At 67.8% G+C, this 1,352-nt stretch carries 1 protein-coding gene; it reads left to right on the forward strand.

Going from position 1 to position 1,352, the window contains the following annotated elements:
- The coding region (locus tag ACFZBX_RS36955) for an acyltransferase domain-containing protein (protein ID WP_391538204.1) at window positions 1-1,352 on the forward strand (1,352 nt) is incomplete at both ends.

A 1,352-nucleotide genomic window follows, 5' to 3' on the forward strand; every position in this document is an offset into this window, starting at 1 on the left:
GTCCTGCTCTCCGCCGCCAGTCCCCAAGCCCTCCAGGCCCAGGCCGCCCGACTCCACCAACACCTCACCACCCACCCCGACCTCACCATCCACCACACCGCCCACACCCTCGCCACCACCCGCGCCCACCTCCACCACCGCGCCGCCCTCCTCACCACCCACAACAACCGCGACACCCTCCTCCAAACCCTCCAAGCCCTCGCCACCAACACCCCCCACCCCCACCTCATCACCGCCACCGCCCACCAACCCCGCTACGCCTACCTCTTCACCGGCCAAGGCGCCCAACACCCCCGCATGGGCCACCAGCTCTACACCACCCACCCCATCTACGCCCAAACCCTCGACACCATCTGCGACCACCTCGACCCCCACCTCGACCACCCCCTACGCGACATCCTCTTCGCCCACCCCGACACCACCCACGCCACCCTCCTCAACCAAACCCTCTACACCCAAACCGCCACCTTCGCCCTCCAAATCGCCCTCCACCGCCTCCTCCAACACCACGGCCTCCACCCCCACGCCCTCACCGGCCACTCCATCGGCGAACTCGCCGCCGCCCACACCGCCGGCATCCTCGACCTCCCCGACGCCTGCACCCTCATCGCCACCCGCGCCCGCCTCATGCAAAACCTCCCCACCGGCGGCGCCATGATCGCCATCCAGGCAACCGAAGACGAAATCACCCCCCACCTCACCAACCACCCCACCGCCTCCATCGCCGCCATCAACTCCCCCGACAACCTCGTCATCTCCGGCGACACCACCACCATCACCACCATCGCCAACCACTTCCACCACCAAGGCCGCACCACCAAACGACTCCCCGTCAGCCACGCCTTCCACTCACCCCTCATGCACCCCGTCCTCGACGACTTCCACCACATCGCCCAAACCCTCACCTACCACCACCCCACCACCCCCCTCGTCTCCACCGTCACCGGCACCATCCCCGACAACCCCGACCACTGGACCGACCCCACCTACTGGACCAACCAAATCCACCAACCCGTCCGCTTCCACCAAGCCCTCCAAACCCTCCACCACCACAACATCACCCACACCATCGAAATCGGCCCCCACCCCACCCTCACCAACCACGCCACCACCACCCTCCCCCCCAACACCACCCACACCCACACCCTCCGCCGCAACCAACCCGACAACCACACCCTCCACACCACCCTCGCCCACGCCCACACCCACGGCATCCCCACCACCTGGACCCACCACCAACCCACCACCCACACCCCCCTCCCCACCTACCCCTTCCAACACCACCACTACTGGCTCCACCACACACCCAAAACCAACCCCACCACCCCCGGCGCCACCACCCTCGACCACCC

It is taken from the genome of Kitasatospora sp. NPDC008115 (genome assembly GCF_042957205.1).
GTDB lineage: Bacteria > Actinomycetota > Actinomycetes > Streptomycetales > Streptomycetaceae > Kitasatospora.